The sequence below is a fragment of the Streptomyces sp. NPDC051569 genome (assembly GCF_044454085.1).
In the GTDB taxonomy this organism is placed as follows: Bacteria; Actinomycetota; Actinomycetes; order Streptomycetales; family Streptomycetaceae; genus Streptomyces.
In genome coordinates this window covers 269,151-287,638 of the sequence record NZ_JBITDJ010000002.1, presented here as the reverse complement: position 1 = coordinate 287,638, position 18,488 = coordinate 269,151, and the positions used below count along the sequence as shown (strand labels likewise).

General features: G+C 71.8%; 15 protein-coding genes and 1 tRNA gene. 2 read left to right on the top strand and 14 right to left on the bottom strand.

The window, feature by feature from the left end; translation table 11 throughout:
- Window positions 1-12 precede the first annotated feature (12 nt).
- The 5 genes from ACIBAE_RS04270 to ACIBAE_RS04250 all read right to left on the bottom strand — a co-directional run bounded on the left by ACIBAE_RS04270 (window position 13) and on the right by ACIBAE_RS04250 (window position 4,930).
- Window positions 13-654, bottom strand: a complete 642-nt coding sequence (locus tag ACIBAE_RS04270; protein WP_399282568.1) for an IclR family transcriptional regulator — start codon at window positions 652-654, stop codon at window positions 13-15.
- 245 nt (window positions 655-899) lie between these two features.
- Complete coding sequence (locus ACIBAE_RS04265) at window positions 900-2,687, bottom strand: DEAD/DEAH box helicase (RefSeq protein ID WP_399282261.1); 1,788 nt, start codon at window positions 2,685-2,687, stop codon at window positions 900-902.
- Window positions 2,688-2,813: 126 nt separating this feature from the next.
- Window positions 2,814-3,203, bottom strand: a complete 390-nt coding sequence (locus tag ACIBAE_RS04260; protein ID WP_399282260.1) for a type II toxin-antitoxin system death-on-curing family toxin — start codon at window positions 3,201-3,203, stop codon at window positions 2,814-2,816.
- A complete protein-coding gene (locus ACIBAE_RS04255; RefSeq protein WP_399282259.1) occupies window positions 3,200-3,400 on the bottom strand; it encodes a ribbon-helix-helix protein, CopG family in 201 nt (66 codons plus the stop codon). Before ACIBAE_RS04255 ends, ACIBAE_RS04260 begins: the two co-directional genes overlap by 4 nt.
- A gap of 36 nt (window positions 3,401-3,436) precedes the next feature.
- A complete protein-coding gene (locus ACIBAE_RS04250; RefSeq protein ID WP_399282258.1) occupies window positions 3,437-4,930 on the bottom strand; it encodes an MFS transporter in 1,494 nt (497 codons plus the stop codon).
- 168 nt (window positions 4,931-5,098) lie between these two features.
- Between ACIBAE_RS04250 and ACIBAE_RS04245 the strand changes: the two genes are divergently transcribed.
- A tRNA-Cys gene (locus ACIBAE_RS04245) sits at window positions 5,099-5,170 on the top strand.
- Window positions 5,171-5,404: 234 nt separating this feature from the next.
- Here ACIBAE_RS04245 and ACIBAE_RS04240 read toward each other — a convergent pair.
- The 7 genes from ACIBAE_RS04240 to ACIBAE_RS04210 all read right to left on the bottom strand — a co-directional run bounded on the left by ACIBAE_RS04240 (window position 5,405) and on the right by ACIBAE_RS04210 (window position 14,254).
- Window positions 5,405-7,708 carry a xanthine dehydrogenase family protein molybdopterin-binding subunit gene (locus ACIBAE_RS04240; protein ID WP_399282257.1) on the bottom strand — a complete coding sequence of 768 codons (2,304 nt, stop codon included), beginning with the start codon at window positions 7,706-7,708 and terminating at the stop codon, window positions 5,405-5,407.
- Window positions 7,705-9,342: a (2Fe-2S)-binding protein gene (locus ACIBAE_RS04235; RefSeq protein WP_399282256.1), complete on the bottom strand. Its 1,638-nt coding sequence runs from the start codon at window positions 9,340-9,342 to the stop codon at window positions 7,705-7,707. Before ACIBAE_RS04235 ends, ACIBAE_RS04240 begins: the two co-directional genes overlap by 4 nt.
- Window positions 9,339-10,235 carry an FAD binding domain-containing protein gene (locus tag ACIBAE_RS04230; RefSeq protein ID WP_399282255.1) on the bottom strand — a complete coding sequence of 299 codons (897 nt, stop codon included), beginning with the start codon at window positions 10,233-10,235 and terminating at the stop codon, window positions 9,339-9,341. Before ACIBAE_RS04230 ends, ACIBAE_RS04235 begins: the two co-directional genes overlap by 4 nt.
- A 329-nt stretch (window positions 10,236-10,564) precedes the next feature.
- Entirely contained in the window at window positions 10,565-12,340 is a 1,776-nt protein-coding gene (locus ACIBAE_RS04225) for a beta-N-acetylhexosaminidase (protein ID WP_399282254.1), read from the bottom strand.
- Window positions 12,315-12,767, bottom strand: a complete 453-nt coding sequence (locus ACIBAE_RS04220) for a GNAT family N-acetyltransferase (protein ID WP_399282253.1) — start codon at window positions 12,765-12,767, stop codon at window positions 12,315-12,317. The genes ACIBAE_RS04225 and ACIBAE_RS04220 overlap by 26 nt, the downstream gene beginning before the upstream one ends.
- A gap of 417 nt (window positions 12,768-13,184) precedes the next feature.
- Complete coding sequence (locus tag ACIBAE_RS04215; RefSeq protein WP_399282252.1) at window positions 13,185-13,484, bottom strand: DUF3039 domain-containing protein; 300 nt, start codon at window positions 13,482-13,484, stop codon at window positions 13,185-13,187.
- A 209-nt stretch (window positions 13,485-13,693) separates the two neighbouring features.
- On the bottom strand, window positions 13,694-14,254 hold the full coding sequence (locus ACIBAE_RS04210; RefSeq protein ID WP_399282251.1) for a YqgE/AlgH family protein: 561 nt from the start codon (window positions 14,252-14,254) through the stop codon (window positions 13,694-13,696).
- 263 nt (window positions 14,255-14,517) lie between these two features.
- Between ACIBAE_RS04210 and murA the strand changes: the two genes are divergently transcribed.
- Window positions 14,518-15,858 carry a UDP-N-acetylglucosamine 1-carboxyvinyltransferase gene (murA, locus tag ACIBAE_RS04205; protein WP_399282250.1) on the top strand — a complete coding sequence of 447 codons (1,341 nt, stop codon included), beginning with the start codon at window positions 14,518-14,520 and terminating at the stop codon, window positions 15,856-15,858.
- Between the two features lie 172 nt (window positions 15,859-16,030).
- On the opposite strand, the gene ACIBAE_RS04200 is transcribed toward murA, so the two are convergent.
- Window positions 16,031-16,312 (bottom strand): HU family DNA-binding protein, encoded by a 282-nt coding sequence (locus ACIBAE_RS04200; RefSeq protein ID WP_003954777.1) that lies wholly within the window; start codon window positions 16,310-16,312, stop codon window positions 16,031-16,033.
- Between the two features lie 342 nt (window positions 16,313-16,654).
- Window positions 16,655-18,088 (bottom strand): NAD-dependent malic enzyme, encoded by a 1,434-nt coding sequence (locus tag ACIBAE_RS04195; RefSeq protein WP_399282249.1) that lies wholly within the window; start codon window positions 18,086-18,088, stop codon window positions 16,655-16,657.
- Window positions 18,089-18,488: the final 400 nt, after the last annotated feature.

Sequence of the window (18,488 nt, the reverse complement as noted above, 5' to 3'; positions counted from 1 at the left end):
CTATAGCGAGGCTCAGCGCAGGGCGTCCGCCACCTCCCGGGCCGCGTCCACGACGCGCGGGCCCACCCGCTCGGGGACGGCGTCCGCGAGCATCACCACACCCACACTGCCTTCGAGCCCGGTCACCCCGACCAGCGCGGCGGCCGCGCCGCTGGCGCCCGCCTCCAGCTCGCCGTGGGTGAGGGTGCAGAGCGGCTCGGTGAGGACGCGGCCCCGCGCGGCGAGGATCGCCCTGCCCGCGGCGCCCCGGTCGAGCGGGTGGCGGAATCCGGCCCGGTAGGCGACGTGGTAGTCGGTCCAGGTCGGTTCGACGACCGCGACGGCCAGGGCTTCCGCTCCGTCCACGAGCGTCAGATGGGCGGTGGCGCCTATGTCCTCGGCGAGCGAGCGCAGGGCGGGCAGGGCGGCTTCCCGTACCAGGGGATGCACCTGACGGCCCAGGCCCAGCACACCGAGGCCGACCCGGGCCCGGCCGCCGAGGTCGCGGCGGACCAGGGCGTGCTGTTCGAGGGTGGCGAGCAGCCGGTAGACGACGGTCCTGTTGACCCCGAGCTTCGTGGACAGCTCGGTGACGGTCAGGCCGTGATCGGTCTCGGCCAGTAGTTTGAGGACACGCAGTCCCCGGTCGAGCGTCTGGGAGGTCTCCGCGGTCACGACGCCCTCTCGTTCAGCGCGCCGCGGCAGCCTTGCCATGGCGCGTTCACCTTGCGGGGACATTAGCGAGCGGCACCGCTGAGCGGAAGGGCCCGTCCAGAATCCGGGCGGAGATGGCGAATTGATCCACATTCGGGTGCGGCTGCGACAGGCCCGCGAGGGGGGTGGAGCGTTCGCTGAACGGGTGTGGCCGCCACCGGATCCGGCAGCGGCCACAGCGACGACAGGCGGGCGAGCGGCGGAGCTCACCGCATCCGGGTGGCCCACTCCCGTACCTTCGAGATCCGCTCCCGGATCTGCCCCGCCGTCGCCTCGGCGGTCGGTGGCCCGCCGCACACCCGGCGCAGCTCGGTGTGGATCACCCCGTGCGGCTTGCCGGTCTGGTGGACGTACGCGCCGACCAGCGTGTTCAGCTGTTTACGCAGCTCCAGCAGCTCCTTGTGGGAGACCACGGGCCGCCGCTCGGCGGGCAGTTCCAGCAGGTCCGCCTCGGCGTCCGGCTTCTTGCGGCTGTGCGCGATCTGCCGGGCCTGCCGCTTCTGGAGCAGCATCTGCACCTGGTCGGGTTCGAGCAGCCCCGGGATGCCGAGGTAGTCCTGCTCCTCCTCGCTGCCCGGGTGCGCCTGCATGCCGAACGCGGCGCCGTCGTAGAGGACCCGGTCGAAGACGGCGTCGGACTCCAGGGCCTCGAAGGGCAGCGTGTCCTGCTCCCCGGTGTCCTCGTCCTGTTCCTTCTCGGCCTCCGCCATCTCCTTCTCGGACTCGGCGTAGGGGTCCTCGTCGCCGTCCTTCTTCGGCTTGTCGAGTACGTGGTCGCGTTCGACCTCCATCTCGCTGGCGAAGCCGAGCAGCCCGGGGATGGTGGGCAGGAAGACGGACGCGGTCTCGCCGCGCCGCCGGGACCGTACGAAGCGGCCCACGGCCTGCGCGAAGAAGAGCGGGGTCGAGATGGTGGTGGCGTACACGCCGACGGCCAGGCGCGGTACGTCGACGCCCTCGGACACCATCCGGACCGCGACCATCCAGCGGTCGTCGCTCGCGCTGAATTCGTCGATCCGCTTCGACGCGCCCGTGTCGTCGGAGAGGACGACGGTCGCCTTCGTCCCGGTGATGTCGCGGATGAGCTTGGCGTACGCGCGCGCCGAGTCCTGGTCGCTCGCGATGACCAGCCCGCCGGCGTCCGGGATGCCCCGGCGGACCTCGGTGAGGCGGCGGTCGGCGGCGCTCAGCACGTTCGGCATCCAGTCGCCGCGCGGGTCGAGCGCGGTGCGCCAGGCCTGGGAGACGGCGTCCTTGGTCATGGGCTCGCCGAGCTTGGCCTCGATCTCGTCGCCGGCCTTGGTGCGCCACCGCATGTTGCCGCTGTAGCTGAGGAAGATCACGGGCCGGACGACGCCGTCGCCGAGGGCGTTCCCGTACCCGTAGGTGTAGTCGGCGGACGAACGCCGGATGCCGTCGTTGCCCTCCTCGTACGCCACGAAGGGGATGGGGTTGGTGTCGGACCGGAACGGCGTCCCGGTCAGCGCGAGCCGCCGCGTGGCGGGCTCGAACGCCTCCAGGCACGCCTCGCCCCAGGACTTCGAGTCACCGGCGTGGTGGATCTCGTCGAGGATGACGAGGGTCTTGCGCTGCTCGCACCGGTTGCGGTGGAGCATGGGGCGGACTCCGACACCGGCGTAGGTGACGGCGACGCCGTGGTAGTCCTTGCTGAGCGGTCCCGCGCTGTACTCCGGGTCCAGCCGGATCCCTATCCGCTCCGCCGCGTCCGACCACTGCTTCTTGAGGTGTTCGGTCGGGGCGACGACGGTGATCTGCTGCACGACATGGTGGTGCAGCAGCCAGGAGGCGAGGGTCAGCGCGAAGGTGGTCTTGCCGGCGCCGGGGGTCGCGACCGCGAGGAAGTCCCGCGGCTGTACTTCCAGGTACCGGCCGAGGGCGCTCTCCTGCCAGGCGCGCAGCTTGTTGGCGGTGCCCCAGGGGGCGCGGCCGGGGAAGGCGGGAGAGAGGTGGTGGGAGGAGGCGGTAGTAGTCACGGTCTCCGGTTCGGACGCTCGGACGCTCGGACGTGAGGGGTTACGTACGACAACCGGGCCACCCTACCGGGGGCCCGGCGCGATCCTCGTACGAAATGGGCCACGGACGGGCGGGTGCGACAGCTCTCACATCGCGGGGTCGCGCAGTTCCCGCAGGCATTCCGAGATGGCCTTCACTTCGTCCGTCTCCCCCGTCGCGACAGCGATGACCAGCCGCTCCGCGGCGTCGATGTCGGGGCGCAGCTGGACGTCGTTCATGGCCAGGAACGTCATACAGGACAGCCACGCCGTGCGCTTGTTCCCGTCGAACAACGGATGGTTGATGGCCAGGGATTGCAGGAGTGCGGCGGCCTTGTCGAACAGGTCCGGATACGCCTCTTCGCCGAACATGGCGGCGGAGGGACGATGTACGGCCGACTCCAGGAGGCCGACATCCCGGACCACCACCCGCATGTCGCCGCAGGCGTGGTCGGCGACGATCAGACCGTCCTCCGCTGACAGATACACGCAGGTCACTTGAGCCGCTCCATGAGCTCGCTCCACTTGGCCGCCTGCTCCTTCGCGGTCTTCCTGACGATCGCCTGCTGCGCGGTCCTGGTGAGGTAATCGTCCACGGCCCGCAGCAGTATCGCGTGCATGCTGGTGCCCTCCTGCTCCGCGCGCTGCTTGAGGGCTTCGGTCTGGTCGTCACGAAGACGCACGTTCATCGCCATACCAAAACGGTACCTTCGCGTGGGGTCGGACTGGTACTAGGTACTTCGGCGGACCCGCGTCGCCACCCACACCCCCGCCAGCGCCACCAGCGCCATCGGCAGGAACACCGCCACGAAGGCTCCCGGGTGCGAGCCCGCCGAGGCCGCCGCGCCGGCCACCGCGTCCGCCGCCTCGTGGCCGCCCACCGCGCCGCCGCCCAGCAGGGCGAACGCCGCGCCGCCGACCGTCAGCAGCAGGACGTTCGAGAGGCCGTCGGCGATCTGGAGCGCGGCGGTGTTGGTGCCCGCCTCCTTCGGCGGCGACAGCTTCAGCACCAGCACGCCCGTGGACGAGTTCACGACGCCCAGGCCGAAGCAGCCGAAGCCCCACGCGACGGCGACGATCCATACCGGTACGGACGCGAAGAGGACGCTCGGCACCACCGCGATGGCCAGGACGACCAGCACCATGGCGCCCACCATCAGCCGCTCCCGGTACGGTTCCAGGCGGGGCCGGGACTGTACGTACGAGCCGAGCGCGTAGGTCGCTCCCCCGGTCGCCAGCGAGAACCCGGCCATCGTCGGCGACAGGCCGCGCTCGACGACCAGCATCAGGGGGACGAAGGTCTCGGCCGACACGAACGCCCCGGCGGCGACACCGCGCAGCAGCACCACGGACGGCAGCCCGCGCGCCGCCCGCCAGGTGCCGGGGGGCAGCAGGCCCAGTACGGCGGGGACGAGCAGCGCCAGCCCGGCGGCGGCGGGCAGCACGGAGAGCGGCCGGATGTCCTGACCCGCGTACTGGAGGAGCGCGGCTCCCGCCGAGATCCCGAGCGCGAGCCGTGTCCTGCGCCGGTCGAAGGCGGCGGGCGCCGAGGGGTCGGCGGGGCCGGACGCCATCCGCCGGATCGCGGGCAGCGCGACCAGCAGCGGTGGTGCGACGAGGACGGGGAGGCCGAGGAAGACCCAGCGCCAGCCGAACGTCTCGGTGACGGCCCCGGAGGCGAGCGGCCCGATCATGGAGGGGATCACCCAGCACGCGGCGAACGCGGCCATCATCGCGGGCCGCAGCCGTTCCGGGTAGGCGCGGCCGACGAGGACGTACAGCACGACGATGACCAGGCCGCCGCCGAGCCCCTGGACGGCTCTGCCGAGGATGAACAGCCACATCGTGCCGGCCGTGCCGGAGAGGACCAGACCGGCACCGAAGGTGACGATCCCGGCGGCGAGCGGTGCGAGGGGGCCGCTGCGGTCGGCCCACTGCCCGGCGAACACCATGCCGAAGAGGCTGGTGGTGAAGAACGCGGAGAACGCGAACGCGTACAGCGAGATGCCGTCCAGCTCCCGTGCGGCGACCGGCATCGCGGTGCCGACGGCGGTCGCCTCGAAGGCGATGAGCAGGACGACGGCGAGGATGCCGATGGTGAGAGCGCGGTGCACCGGGCCCAGCACACCGGCGCGCTCGGTGGGTTCGCCGGATACCGGCGGGGTGACGGCGGCGGCCGGCTCGGCGGGAGCGACAGCGGTGTCGCTCGGCTCCAGGACGTTCATCAGCACAGAGTAAACAGCGTAAGGGGCATAGCGGCCATTGGGCCCTGTCGGCGGACAGACCGCCCCCGCCCGCACCATGAACGCGGTGTGGCAGTCGCGTTGCGTGATGCCCGCATGTCTTGAGCGTGACGACGCGTACGGCCTACGGTCAGGAGCGAAGCACAGCACGGCCGTGTGCCCGAGTGGTTGAGGGGCTCGCCTGCAAAGCGAGTAACGCCGGTTCGATTCCGGTCACGGCCTCCGGTCCCCGTGCGACGCGGCGGCGAGCGAGGTAGGGACGGGCGGTCCTGGTGGCATCGGCCACCGGGGCCGCCCCTGCGTTCTGCCCGCGCCCCGACCGCCGGGGCCCGGCCCCCGGGGGCCGACCGCCCGGGCCCGACCGCCCGACCACCGGGGCCCGACCGTCACGGCGCGGGCATCAGCGCCCGAACGTCAGCACTCGACCGTCAGGGCCCGACCGTCAGCGCCCGACCGTCAGGGCGCGGCCACCGCCGCCTGGGGGCGGATCGGGAGGCGGCTGACGGGGCGGCCCGTGGCCGCTCGGACCGCTGAGGCCACCGCCGCCGGGGAGGTGACCACCGGGGCCGCGCTGGCGGGCTTCGCGCCGAAGGGGGCCACCACGTCACGCTCTTCGACGAGCTTGACGATGCGGATGTCCGGGGCGTCCAGGGACGTCGGAAGGGCGTAGCCCGTGAGGTCCGGGCGGCGGATCACGCCACGGGTGGTGCGGAGGTTCTCCGTCAGAGCCGTACCGATGCCCTGCGTGACGCCCGCCTCGATACGCGTGGCGAGCTGCGCCGGGTTGAGGACGCGGCCGACGTCCTGCGCCACCGCCATCTCGACGACCCGGATCGAGCCGAGTTCGATGTCGACGTCGACGACGGCGCGGATCGCGCAGAAGGCCAGGCCGACGAAGGCGTCACCCTGCCCGGACTCGTCGAGGGGCTCGGTGGGGTGGGGGCGGCACTGGGCCGTCGCCCACAGTTCCTTGCCGTCCATCGCCTCCATGACCGTCGTGGACAGCACCCCGTCGTAGGAGGTGATCTTGCCGTCCGTGATCTGGAGCAGCTCGGTGGACATCCCGAACTTGTGCGCCAGCGGCTGAAGCAGTTGCGTACGGACCATCTTCGCCGCCCGCTCGACCGCGCCGCCCGAGACCCAGGTGTGCCGGCCGTGGGCGGCCGGGCCCGCCGGGGGCTGGTCCGTGTCGACCGGGGCGACGTGGACCTCTTCGACGCCCAGCGTCTCCTGGACGATCTGGCGGGCGAGGGTGGAGAAGCCCTGGCCGGTCTCGACGGCAGCGCAGATGACCGTGGCGACGCCGTCGTGGACCTTGACGGTGGCCGTGGACACCTCGTCGGCGCCTTCGGCGCCGAGCATGTGGACCATGCCGAGGGCGTAGCCGACGCCGCGCCGGACCGCGCCCGGCTCTCCCGCGCCTTCCAGGCCGCCGGGCAGCAGCCAGGCCGCCTCCGGGGTGTCCTTGGGGAGCGGGGGCAGCGGGAAGTCGCGTACGGCGCGGAGTAGTTCGGCCACCGGCGCCGGGCAGGTCACGGTCTGGCCGGTGGGCAGGATGTCGCCCGTGGCGAGGACGTTGCGGAGCCGGATCTCGGCCTGGTCCAGGCCGAGCTTCGCGGCCAGCTTGTCCATCTGGCCTTCGTACGCCGCGCAGACCTGCATCGCGCCCTCGCCGCGCACATGGCCGGAGGGCGGGTTGTTGGTGCGTACGGCCCAGCCCTCGATGAAGGCGTGCGGAACGATGTACGGGCCGCAGGCGAACGCCACCGCCGCCGCCAGCGACTCGGACGAGGAGTCCGCGTACGCGCCCGCGTCGAGCAGGATCTGCGCTTCGACCTTGACCAGCCGGCCCTCGGCGTCGGCGTGGTGACGGTAGCGCAGCAGGGTCGGGTGGCGGTGGGCGTGTCCGAGGAAGGATTCCTCGCGGGTCGCCACGAGCTTGACCGGGCAGCCGGTGCGCAGGGCGAGCAGGCCGATGGGGATCTGGAAGCCGGGGTCCTCGCGGTCGCCGGTGGCGCCGGGGACGCCCGTGACGACGACTTTCACCCGGTCGGGGTCCAGGCCGAAGCAGGCGGCGGCCAGATCGCGGTCGGTGTGCGGGTCGGTGGAGGCGGTGTAGATCTCGACGCCGCCGTCGGGTCTGGGTACGGCGAGACCGGCCTCGGCGCCGATGGGCGCCGGGTCCTGGCGGCCGATGCGGTAGAGGCCCTCCACGATCACGTCCCCGGTGATCTCGGGGTCGCCGTAGCGCAGTGGGATGTGGCGGATCAGGTTGCCGTCGGGGTGCAGCGTTTCGGCGGCGAACGCCTTCTCCGGGTCCGTGACCGGGTCGAGGACCTCGTACTCGACGGCGATGGCGGCGGCGGCGAGCCGCGCGGTGTCCGGGTGGTCGGCGGCGACCGCGGCGATCGCCTCGCCGTGGTGGCGTACGACGTCCGAGGCGAAGACGGGCCGGTCGGCGACGGTGCGGCCGTACGCCGAGTCGCCCAGGACGTCCTCATGGGTGACGACGGCGCGTACGCCCGGCATGACGGCGGCGGCGGAGGTGTCGATCGAGAGGATCCGGGCATGCGGGTGCGGGGAGCGCAGGATCGCGGCCCACAGCAGCCCCTCGGCCCACAGGTCGGCGGCGTACGGGAACGTGCCCTCGGCCTTGGCGCGCGCGTCGGCCGGGGAGAGGGATGCGCCGAGACCGAGCGCGGGCGGCTCGGGCTGGGGGCCGTCGAGCGCCGGGGCCTCGGTGGCCGCGTCGTTGCTCACGCCATGCCTCCGTCGTGCGAGTGCGGGTGCGAGGGCTGGGTGCTCCCCGTACCGGGCGGTGCCTGGTGCGAGTTGCGGGCTTCCTCGGAAGCCGCCGCCGCGGCCTCCGCGCTCGCCGCCCGTTCGGAGACGACCTCACTCACGGCGTCGAGGACTCCACGGTAGCCCGAACAGCGGCAGAGGTTGCCGCAGAGTGCCTGACGCGTCTCCAGTTCGGTGGGGGCGTGGTTGCCCTCCAGCAGGTCGTGGACGGTCATGGCCATGCCGGGGATGCAGAAACCGCACTGCACCGCACCGCACTTCGCCAGCGCCCGCTGCACGTCGGAGGGTTCGCCGTCCGCCGCGAGACCTTCGACCGTACGGACCTCCGAGCCGGCCGCCGTGGCGGCGGGCACCAGGCAGGAGGCGACCAGGCGGCCGTCCACCTGGACGTTGCAGGCACCGCATTCGCCCTGCGAGCAGCCGTCCTTGGCCCCGGCGAGGCCGAGTCGCTCGCGCAGCACGTACAGCAGGGACTCGCCGATCCAGGCGTCGGTGACCGGGCGGTCGGCGCCGTTGACGCGCAGGACGTAGGAGCCGGAGGGGTGTTCGGCGCTGTCGGTGCTGCTGGTGAGCGGCTGGGGCTCGGGCTCGGGCTCGGATGCAGGCTCCGGCTCCGGCTCCGGCTCCGGTACGAGCTCGACCTCGGTTTCCGCGACGGCTTCGGGCCCGGCGTCGGCCTCGGCGTCGGGTCCAGCATCGGCGTCGGCGTCGGCCGCAGCCTCCGGCTCAGGGGCCGGCTCGGACCCGGCAGCGGACTCGTGCTCGGGCTCGGGCTCGGGCTCGGGCGCCAAGTCGGCTTCCGGCGCCACGGCTTCGGGCTCTTCCTCCTCCGCGACCTCAGCCACGGACTCCACGGAAACCGGCTCGGGCGGCGTCGCCCAGGGCGCCGCCGCGCCGCCCGGCAGGGTCGCCGGCGGAGTGCCACCACCCCACGGGGACGCCGGCACCGAGGTGCTGAACTCACCCGATTCATCGGGGAGATCTCCCTGGGCGACCGGAATCGACCACTCCCCGGTCGGAGCGGCCGGAGCGGCCGGCGGGGTCGCGGCGGTCTGTCCGGCCTCGGCGGTCTGCGCGGCCGGTCCGGCGGAGCCCCCGCCGTCCCCCGTCATGTCGCCGAAGGCCCACTGCCCGGTCAGTTGCGGGTCATAGCCGCCGTGGCCGTACGGAGCCCGTTCCCGCGCGCCGTACTCGGCGTACTCGCCGTACTGTCCGCCGTACTGCCCGTCGTCCTGCCGCGGTTCCGGCCAGCGCACACCACCGGCCGCTTCCTGCTGCTGCGCCACCCAACTGCCCGCCGCCGGGTCCGCCGGCGTCAACGGCACGATCATGGGCGGGACATAGCCGTGTCCCGGCGCGGCCAGCGGCGCGTCCTCGGTGTCCTCGGGGGGCAGTTGTACGAACGCCGTGGACTCGCCGTCGTACTCACCGCCCTGCGGGACCGGCTGCCAGCCGCCCTGCCCGTGCGCGGCCCCGGAGCCGTACCCGTAGCCGGCGCCGTACTCCGCACCGTATTCGGCGGCGTAGTCCGCTCCGGAATCCGGACCCGAACCGAAATCCGGTCCCTGACCGGAATGGTCCTCGGTGGTCACGACAGCGCCCTCCCCAGTGCCCGTCGGGCCAGCGCGGCGACGGTACGACGCAGATGCAGTACGGCGGGCGCCGGCGCGGGCGCCTCGCTCCCGTCGGCCGGCGGTGCCGGGTCCGGGACGCAGGCGGCGGCGACGTACTCACCGAAGGCGGCGAGCGCCTCCACGGTGAGCCCCCGCGCGCCGTCCCAGTCGATCAGTGAGGCGATCCAGCGCTCCGCCTCCAGCGGGCGCAGCGGCATCGGCGCGATGGCGCCGACCGCGCACCGCACTCCGCGCCGGGCCGGGTCGAGCACGACGGCGACGGAGGCGGTGGCCCTGCCGGGGCCGGTCCTTCCGGTCGCCTTGAGGAAGACCTGCGGGGCGTGCAGCAGGGGCACCCGGACGAAGCCGATCAGCTCGGCGGGCGCCAGCATCTCGCGGCCGGCCAGCAGGTGCGAGACGGGAATCTCGCGGCGGGCACCGTCGGGGCCCGCGATCACCAGGTCGGCTTCCAGGGCGGCCAGCACGGGCAGCGCGTCGCCGGTCGGGGCCGCGGTGGCGATATTGCCGCCGAGCGTGCCCGCGTTGCGGATCTGTGGCGGGCCGGCCGCGCGCGCGGACGCGGCGAGCGCGGGGATGAGGGCCGCGAAGTCCGGTCTTCCCATGCGCGCGTGCGTGAGCCCGGCGCCGAGCAGGGCGTGACCGTCCTGGTAGTGCCAGCCGCGCAGCTCGCTGATCCGGCCGAGGCCGACGAGTCCGGCGGGCCGCAACTGCCCCTTGTTGACGGCCGCCATCAGATCGGTGCCGCCCGCGACGGGCACGGCGGCGGGCATCGCGGTGAGCGCCGCCACGGCCTGGTCGAGCGTGGTCGGCAACGTCACGGACTGCGCCGTCTGCGGTGCGTGCGTGGTCAACCCAGCTGCCCCTTTCCGGTGTCCCGGTGTCCCGGCTGTGTGGCCGTACCGTACGTGCTCACAGCCCGGACGTGGCAACTCTGGCACATCTTCCGGGCCGTCCGACGCGAGGGTCCACGAAGGACGGTTCCGTCCGCCGACAGGGAGAAGGTCCGCCTTCCCCCTTCTCCGCCGCCACCTGCGCAATGCCGCTCCTGGGCGGTCCTGGTACGACTTGTCCACGGACCGCGCGGATCGCGCGGTTCACCACGGCCGCGCGGTTCACCACGGATCGCGCGGTTCACCACGGCCGCGCGTCACCGGTGCGGGGCAGGCGCCTTCCACCGGGCTCACACGTTCGGGGGCACTCCCTCGATGGGGCGGCCCAGGACACCCGGCCGCCGTTGCCCCGGCAACGGCCCCCCGGGTGGCCGGTATTCGACGCCGAGGGCGTCCAGGCGCCGGTAGTGCTCCTCCATGCGCCACTCGAAATCGGCGAAGTCGCGTTCGGCGGGGGCCGGCAGGACCGACCAGGCGACCTCGGCGAAGGCGGCCAACCGGGGGAAGACCTGGTAGTCGACGCGGGACCGGTCCTGCATCACCTCGGTCCAGACGTTGGCCTGGGTGCCGAGGACATGGACGGCCTCGTCCTCGGTGAGCTGCGGGGGTACGGGCTCGAACCGGTAGACGTCCTCCAGCGTGCGGACGTATCCGATGGGCATCGGTTCGTCGTCACCCGCGGCCTGGCGGTGGTCGAGATACACCTGCTGCTCGGGGCACATCACGACGTCGTGCCCGGCCCGGGCGGCGGCGATCCCGCCCCCGTACCCGCGCCACGAGGACACGGCCGCACCGGGCGCCAGGCCGAATTCCGTCGTCCCGCTTCCGGGCGCCCGTATCCCCTGCTCGGTGACCCGGCTCCCGCCTTCGAGGATCTCGTCCCAGCCGATGAGGCGGCGGCCGCGCGCGGTCAGCCAGGTGTCGAAGTGCCGGATGAACCAGGACTGGAGCCCGTCCTCGTCGGCCAGCCCCTCTTCGGCGATTCGGGCCTGGGCGGTCGGCGAGGACTTCCACTGGTCCTTGACGCATTCGTCCCCGCCGACGTGGATGAAGGGGGAGGGGAAGAGTTCGAGCACTTCCGCGAAGACGTCTTCGTAGAAACGCAGGGTGTTGTCGGTGGGGGCCAGTACGTTCGCGTTGATTCCCCAGGTGTCCCAGACGGTGAGGGAGGCCGTGTCGATGACATCGGTGTTGCCGAGTTCCGGATACGCGGCGATGGCGGCCTGCGAATGGCCGGGGATATCGATTTCGGGGACGACGGTGATATGCCGCTCGGCGGCGTACGCGACGATCTCGCGAATGTCGTCCTGGGTGTAGTAGCCGCCGTGTGGTTTCTCGTCCCACAGTTCGGAGGCGCGGTGTCCCCATTTGGTACGTGAGCGCCAGGCCCCGATGTCCGTCAGTTTCGGATGGCGTTTGATCTCGACGCGCCAGCCCTGGTCATCGGTGAGGTGGAAGTGGAAGACGTTCAGCTTGTGGGCGGCGAGCAGGTCGAGGCAGCGCAGGACATCGTCCTTGGGCAGGAAATGGCGTGCCACGTCGAGCATCATCCCCCGCCAGGCGAAGCGGGGCGCGTCCTCGATGACGGTCATCGGCACGGTCCACTCGCGCCCCGGGAGGACCGGTGCCCTGCGGAACGCGTCGGGGCCGAGCATCTGGCGGAGCGTCTGCGTACCCCAGAAGACGCCGGCCGCGCTGCCGCCTTCGATGCGGATCTCGTACCCGTCGACGGTGATCCGGTAGCCCTCGGGGCCCAGCTCACGGTCGATGTCCGGGCTGATCTCCAGGACGATCCGGTTGTCGCCGGTCCCTCCGTCGGCGCCGCCCGCACCGGGCCGGTCGCCGGCGAACGGCAGCCCTGTCGCCGCCCCGACGGTCGTACGGAACCACTGGGCGACGCCCTCCGTGCCGGGGCTCGCCTCGATCAGGGTCTCGCTGTCCAGCGGGAACCGGTCCCCGCCGCACGGCGCGGGCCAGGTCTGCCGGGGGTCCGGGATGAGATCCATGGTGCCGGTCCTCGCTTGTGAAGGTCTGCGCTGGTCAGAGCGGGAGTTTGAAGCCGACATGGGATCCGGTGAAGCCGATCCGCTCGTAGAAGCGGTGGGCGTCCTGCCGGGCCATGTCGGAGGTCAGCTGGACCAACTGGCATTCCTGGCGGCGGGATTCCTCGATGGCCCAGTCGATCAGCTGCCGGCCGATCCCCCGGCCGCGCTCCGAACCGCGCACGCGTACGGCCTCGATGACCGACCGGGTGCTGCCGCGACGGGACAGGCCGGGGATGACGGTCAGCTGGAGGGTGCCGACGACCATGTCGTCGCGTACGGCCACCATGAGGAATTGATTCGGGTCGCGCCGCAACCGCTCATGCGCGGCTGTGTACGGGCGCAAGTCGTCGGGGGACTCGCGCGCGGCCCCCAGCTCGTCGTCGGCCAGCAGGTCCACGATGGCGGGGATGTCCTCCGCTACGGCGGGCCGGATACCGATAACTGTCATGCGGCGCATCGTAACCGGATCCCTGGTCGGGGCATCAGGATGCGCGGGAGAATCCCGCCGGAAGGTATCCCGTCCGCGTCAACCGCCCCTCGCGGGACGCGGTCCGATCGCCATGCCGCTCACATCCGCTGAATTCAGCGGGAGTTCGGCACGTCCGCCCCGTGGGGCATTCAACTGCCCTTTGCCGGAAGGGGGTGAAGCGGTTTCCGGGCAGCGGCGGAGTCGTGCCCACGGCGCCGCCGGGCCCCCATGCACGACGGCTCCCCATGCACGACGGCTCCCCATGCACGACGGCTCCCCATGCACGACGGCTCCCCATGCACGACGGTTCCCCATGCACGACGGTTCCCCATGCACGACGGCCCCCGGGACACGCGTGTGCGCGCGCCCCGGGGGCCGTCGGTGACGGAGGACCGGCTACTTCTTGCCGCTCTCCTTGCCGCCCTTGCCCTTGTCCTTGTCGCCACCCGGGCCCATGGACTCGTAGATCTCCTTGCACATCGGGCAGACCGGGTACTTCTTGGGGTCGCGCCCCGGCACCCAGACCTTCCCGCACAGTGCCACCACGGGAGTGCCGTCGAGGGCACTCGCCATGATCTTGTCCTTCTGGACGTAGTGGGCGAAGCGCTCGTGGTCGCCGTCGCCGTGCGACACCTGCGGCGTCGGCTCCACGAGGGTGCCCGTACCTGCCCCGCGTTCGGGCTCAAGAGTGCTCATGACCGCCAAGGGTACCCAGGACCGGCGCCTCCCGGAGCCGCTGGGTCCGGTGGCGCCAGGCACACCACCGGCACCCGCCCAGGACACGCCGGGGAGACACCCGGGACACGCCGGACGGACGCCGGGCCCACGCCGAGCGCACGCCGGACGCACGCCGGGGACACGCCGGGGACACGCCCGGGGCGCGGCGCGGGTTTCGCTCCGGCGGGTCAGTTGAGCGACGGATCGTCCGCATACGTCGCGATCATGGCCAGCTCGCTGCGCTGCCGGCGCAGCACCGCGCGCCACAGGTTCTCCGGCCGGGGTGACGACACATCGCCCGGTTCCGACTCGACGACGTACCAGGCCCCTTCGCCGAGCTCGTCCTCCAGCTGGCCGGGGCCCCAGCCCGCGTATCCGGCGAAGATCCGCAGCGAGCCGAGCGCCCGCGCGAGGAGTTCCGGCGGGGTCTCCAGGTCGACAAGGCCGATCGCGCCGTGCACCCTGCGCCACCCGAGTGGTCCGTCGTCGCCCGGGATGACGGCCAGGCCGAGCGCCGAGTCGAGGGAGACCGGGCCGCCCTGGAAGACCACGCCGGGCTCGCCCGCCAGGTCACCCCAGGACTCCAGGATGTCGCCGACGCCCACCGGGGTGGGCCTGTTGAGGACCACGCCGAGTGTGCCCTCCTCGTCGTGGTCGAGCAGGAGGACCACCGCGCGGTCGAAATTCGGGTCGGCGAGGGCAGGACTCGCGACGAGCAGCCGCCCTGTGAGCGAGGACACCTCGGTCATGCGAGACATGATCCCGCATATTCGCCTTCGGCGGGGCCCACGCGGCAGAGTGTGCGGGAACGCAGCTCAGGCGCACGGCGTCAGCGGGAGCGCACGCCCCGGAAAATACGGAGCGGTAACCCTGCGCGAGCGGCACTCCACCGTACGTGTCACGCCGGGTTCTTTTACCCTCCCGGCGCCCCCTGGGCCTTACGGGACATGGGTCCCCGCCCCTTACGCTTATCCCTTGGCCACCTGCCCGCCCACTCGGGAACGCGAGATCCATGACCGGCACAGACGATGTAATGCTTGTCCACGGCGGCACCCCGCTGGAGGGCGAGATCCGCGTCAGAGGCGCGAAGAACCTGGTGCCGAAGGCCATGGTCGCCGCGCTTCTCGGCAGCGGCCCGAGCCGGCTGCGCAATGTGCCCGACATCCGCGACGTGCGCGTCGTACGGGGACTGCTGCAGCTGCACGGGGTGACCGTACGTCCTGGTGACGAGCCGGGCGAGCTGATCCTCGACCCGACGCACGTCGAGAGTGCCAACGTCGCCGACATCGATGCCCACGCGGGCTCGTCGCGCATCCCGATCCTCTTCTGCGGCCCGCTGCTGCACCGGCTCGGCCACGCGTTCATCCCGGGTCTGGGCGGCTGCGACATCGGCGGCCGGCCGATCGACTTCCACTTCGACGTGCTGCGCCAGTTCGGCGCGACGATCGAGAAGCGGGCGGACGGCCAGTATCTGGAGGCCCCGCAGCGGCTGCGCGGCACCAAGATCCGGCTGCCGTACCCCTCGGTCGGCTCGACGGAGCAGGTACTGCTGACGGCCGTGCTGGCCGAGGGCGTCACCGAGCTGTCGAACGCGGCGGTGGAGCCGGAGATCGAAGACCTGATCAGCGTCCTGCAGAAGATGGGCGCCATCATCTCGATGGACACCGACCGGACGATCCGGATCACGGGTGTCGACCGGCTCGACGGCTACACGCACCGGGCGATCCCGGACCGTCTCGAAGCCGCCTCCTGGGCGTCCGCGGCGCTGGCCACCGAGGGCAACATCTACGTGCGCGGCGCGCAGCAGCGGTCGATGATGACCTTCCTCAACACCTACCGCAAGGTCGGCGGCGCCTTCGAGATCGACGACGACGGCATCCGCTTCTGGCACCCGGGCGGCTCGCTCAACGCGATCGCGCTGGAGACGGACGTACACCCCGGTTTCCAGACGGACTGGCAGCAGCCGCTGGTGGTGGCCCTGACGCAGGCGTCGGGTCTGTCCATCGTCCACGAGACGGTGTACGAGTCGCGGCTCGGCTTCACCTCCGCGCTCAACCAGATGGGTGCGCACATTCAGCTCTACCGGGAGTGCCTGGGCGGGTCCGACTGCCGTTTCGGCCAGCGCAACTTCCTGCACTCGGCGGTCGTGTCGGGCCCGACGAAGCTCCAGGGCGCGGATCTGGTCATCCCCGACCTGCGCGGCGGCTTCTCGTACCTGATCGCGGCGCTGGCGGCGCAGGGTACGTCCCGGGTGCACGGCATCGAGCTGATCAACCGCGGCTACGAGAACTTCATGGCCAAGCTCATCGAGCTGGGCGCCAAGGTCGAGCTGCCGGGTGGCGCGCTCGTCTGACCTTGTCGGCACGGACACCGGCGGCCCCGCTCCGAGGAGGAGCGGGGCCGTCGTCGCGTCCAGGGCCCCCGGAGGGCCCCGCCGGCTTCCCGGGGCTCCCAGGAAGCCCCGGGAAACACCAGGGGCGGCCTCCCGGACCCGGGTGGCCGCCCCTGTGTGTCGCCTGGGGGTGTTACTTGCCCTTGGCGGCTTCCTTGAGCTTGGAGCCCGCGGAGACCTTCACGCTGTAGCCGGCCGGGATCTGGATCGGGTCGCCGGTCTGCGGGTTACGAGCGGTGCGAGCGGCACGGTGGGTGCGCTCGAAGGTCAGGAAGCCGGGGATGGTGACCTTCTCGTCGCCCTTGGCGACGATTTCGCCGACCGTCTCGGCGAGAGCGGCCAGCACGGCGTCGGCGTCCTTGCGGGTCACCTCGGCGCGGTCGGCCAGGGCGGCCACCAGCTCACTGCGGTTCATGTTGTTACTCCCGTGTTCTTCTTGCCTGTAAGGCGTGAGATCGAAGCCGATGCTGCCAGGGCCCTCGGACAGTCCCCGGACCCGGGTCTGCTGCCAGACCCTCGCGCCCGAATACGCATCCTGCCCCCACCAGCGGCGGGAAAGCCAATCCGGCACTCTCCGGAGTCACACGAAAAGCGCCACTGCCTCGTCGCCGTGTACGTTCCGTTGACCCGGTGAGACTCCCCGGAGCCTCTGTGGAGCGGCGGGGCTCATGGTCCGTCACCCTAGAGGGGGCCGTGACGCCCGGCGAATCGCGACGCGCCGGGCGTGGGAGGTGGCCCCGGCCCGCCCGTCGAGCTGTCAGACGGAGGTTTCGGTCGCCGCGGACGCGCCGGCCGCCTTGGCGGCGGTGCGCACCGCGCCCGCCACGGCGCCCGCGACCTTGTCGTTGAAGACCGAGGGAACGATGTAGTTCGGGTTCAGCTCGTCCTCGCCGACGACGTCCGCGAGCGCGGTCGCGGCGGCCAGCATCATCTCGGTGTTGACCGTGCGGGACTGCGCGTCCAGCAGGCCGCGGAAGACGCCGGGGAAGACCAGCACGTTGTTGATCTGGTTGGGGAAGTCGGAACGGCCGGTGGCCACGACCGCCGCCGTCTCGCGGGCGATCGCGGGCTCGACCTCGGGGTCGGGGTTCGCGAGCGCGAAGACGATCGCGTCCTTGGCCATGGCGGCGACGTCGCCGCCGTCCAGCACGTTCGGGGCCGACACGCCGATGAAGACGTCCGCGTCGACCACGGCCTCCTTCAGGGTGCCGGTGACGCCCTCGGGGTTGGTGTTGTCGGCGATCCAGCGCAGCGGCGACTCGGGCGCGGCCTGGACCAGGTCCTCGCGGCCGGCGTGCACCACACCGTGGATGTCGGCGACGACGGCGTGCTTCACGCCCGCCGCGATGAGCAGCTTGAGGATGGCCGTACCGGCCGCGCCGGCGCCGGACATGACGACGCGTACGTCTCCGATGCCCTTGCCCACCACGCGCAGCGCGTTGGTCAGGGCGGCGAGCACCACGATGGCGGTGCCGTGCTGGTCGTCGTGGAAGACCGGGATGTCCAGGGCCTCGCGCAGCCGGGCCTCGATCTCGAAGCAGCGGGGTGCGGAGATGTCTTCCAGGTTGATGCCCGCGAAGCCGGGGGCGATCGCCTTGACGATCTCGACGATGGCGTCGGTGTCCTGGGTGTCCAGGCAGATGGGCCAGGCGTCGATGCCGGCGAAGCGCTTGAAGAGGGCCGCCTTGCCCTCCATCACGGGGAGCGCGGCCATGGGGCCGATGTTGCCGAGGCCGAGGACGGCGGAGCCGTCCGTCACGACCGCGACGGAGTTGCGCTTGATGGTGAGGCGGCGGGCGTCCTCGGGGTTCTGGGCGATCGCCATGCAGACGCGCGCCACACCCGGGGTGTAGATCATCGAGAGGTCGTCACGGTTGCGGATGGGGTGCTTGGACTGCATCTCGATCTTGCCGCCGAGGTGCATGAGGAACGTACGGTCGGAGACCTTGCCGAGGGTCACACCCTCGATCCCCCGCAGCTCCTCGACGATCTCGTCCGCGTGTCCCGTGGAGGACGCCGCGATCGTGACGTCGATCCGCAGCTTCTCGTGGCCGGAGGCGGTCACGTCGAGACCGGTCACCGACCCGCCGGAGGATTCCACGGCCGTTGTCAGCTGGGAGACCGCGGTACCGCTCGCGGGGACCTCCAGTCGGACCGTCATCGAGTACGAGACGCTCGGCGCCGTTGCCATGACCGTGTTCCTCTGCTTTCCCTAGCCTCATTGCCACACGGCCGGAACGCGTCCGGCAGTGCCTGTAGATGGTCGCACCTACCAGCGGGTAGCAGGTAAAGCCCGCTGCTCACGGAAAGTGATTTCCATCATATGAGAGGGCTGGGCCCGGGAACGCCCCGTGAACGGCCCCCAAGGCGGCCCCGAAGCCTTCGGAACGCCTCATGAAAACGGGCCCTCACCCATCTCTGGGTGAGGGCCCGCTGTCGTTCAGGTGGCACCGGCCCGCCATGCTCGCCTCGCGGCAAGTGGTCGCTCGTAGCGACTAAGGTTGGGCCCGGGGGCTTGGATCGAACCGGTGCCACCCCCAGGCTAACAAACCACCCCGGGAAGTGATTCCTCCCCCGCGTGTTGACACGCG